This window comes from Stenotrophomonas sp. 3diitr2024 (assembly GCF_042136455.1).
In the GTDB taxonomy this organism is placed as follows: domain Bacteria; phylum Pseudomonadota; class Gammaproteobacteria; order Xanthomonadales; family Xanthomonadaceae; genus Stenotrophomonas; species Stenotrophomonas sepilia.
On record NZ_JBHHMJ010000178.1, the window covers coordinates 1 to 1,469 of the forward strand.

2 protein-coding genes are annotated in these 1,469 nt (G+C 68.2%); both read right to left on the reverse strand.

The features are described 5' to 3' along the window. Positions 1-87: 87 nt before the first annotated feature. The gene (locus ABGA94_RS04230) at positions 88-861 is read right to left on the reverse strand and encodes a flagellar brake protein (RefSeq protein ID WP_005416413.1); all 774 of its coding nucleotides are present in this window, start codon (positions 859-861) and stop codon (positions 88-90) included. Between the two features lie 160 nt (positions 862-1,021). Then, positions 1,022-1,469: methyl-accepting chemotaxis protein (locus ABGA94_RS04235; protein WP_375366485.1), on the reverse strand; the 448-nt coding region annotated here is incomplete at its 5' end.

The window sequence follows — 1,469 nt, forward strand, 5'->3', positions numbered from 1 at the left end:
CAGATCCCTTTTCAGGGAAAAGGGATCTGACCCCGGCATGCGTTCCAGGGTTGCCGGCCATCGGCCGGCACTACCGGTCGGGCGGCCTCAGAGCTCGCCGTTGCGGCGTGCCTTGCGTTGGCGGTCGATGCGGAAGATGTAGCGCTGGATGGCGCTGTCGGCGCCGCGCGGCAGGCTGTCGAAGCGCATGCCCACGCGCTTGACCTCGATGCCGTTGGGCTGGCGCTGGGGCAACAGGTTGCAGACCACCAGCGCGATGTCCAGGTCGGGGCCGTCCGGCAGCGACAGCTGCGCCGGATAGCGCTTCTGCAGGCCGAACACCGCGCAGTCATTGGGAACCACCACGGCCAGGCCACCGCCACTGATGTCCACCACGCGCATCGACAACGCTTCGGCGCGCGCTTCGCCGGGGGGCAGCAGCAGCTGCGGTGAGTCGGTGACCGGGGTCTCCAGCCGATACAGCTCGCGGCGCTGCAGGTGCACCAGTTCTTCCGGAAGCGGAGCGCGGAAGGCCACGTGGCCGTCGTTGTCCACGCGCTGCAGTTCGTGCAGGCGGAAACGCACCAGCACCCGTTCGAGCTGGGCGAAGCACAGCAGGTGATCGGCCTGCTCGGCGGCGCGGTTGGAGGCTTCCTGCGGGCTGCCATCGAGCAGCAGGTAGTCCTCGTCCTCGTCGAGGTCGAGCAGCGCAGTGGGGAACGAACGGTCACGGCCGTCGATGTGCGCGTTGATCAGTGATCGCTGGTCGATCAGCGAGCGCAGCAGCTGCCGCAGCTGGCGCGGGTTGCGGACCAGGAAGCGCTCGTCAGCGGCGTCGGCCGCGTGGACATCATGCACTGCAGTGTCGTTGCCGTCGGACATGGAATCTACGGTCAGGGGCGGGCGCCAGCACGCGTTGGTGCGAGGCTCGATGGGGATATCGGCCTCTGCACCGGATTATGAAGTGAGATTTGCATCACTTTCTACGCGTAAGGGGTCAGATCCCTTTCCTGCGGGAAAGGGATCTGACCCCGTGGTTCTGTCAGAACTCCTGCCAGTCGCCGTCGGCAGCCAGTGCCGGCTGGGCTGTCGCGGTGCGCAGCGCACGTGCCGGGACCGTTCTTGCCGCCGGTGCGGCGGCGGCGACCTGGCGCGGTACCGGTGCCGCCAGCGGGCGTGCCGGAATGGCCGTCGTGCCGTGCGATGCCAGCCGGAAGCGGGCCACGGCTTCACCCAGCTGCACGGCCTGATCCTCCATCGCACGTGCGGCGGCGGTGGCTTCCTCCACCAGTGCGGCGTTCTGCTGGGTGGTCTCGTCCATCTGCACCACGGTCTGGTTGACCTGCTCGATGCCCGCGCTCTGTTCCTGCGAGGCGGCGGAGATCTCGGCCATGATGTCGGTCACACGCTGCACCGAGGCGACGATCTCGCCCATGGTGCTGCCGGCCTGGTGGACCAGGCTGGAGCCCTCGGCGACCTTGCCGACGGAG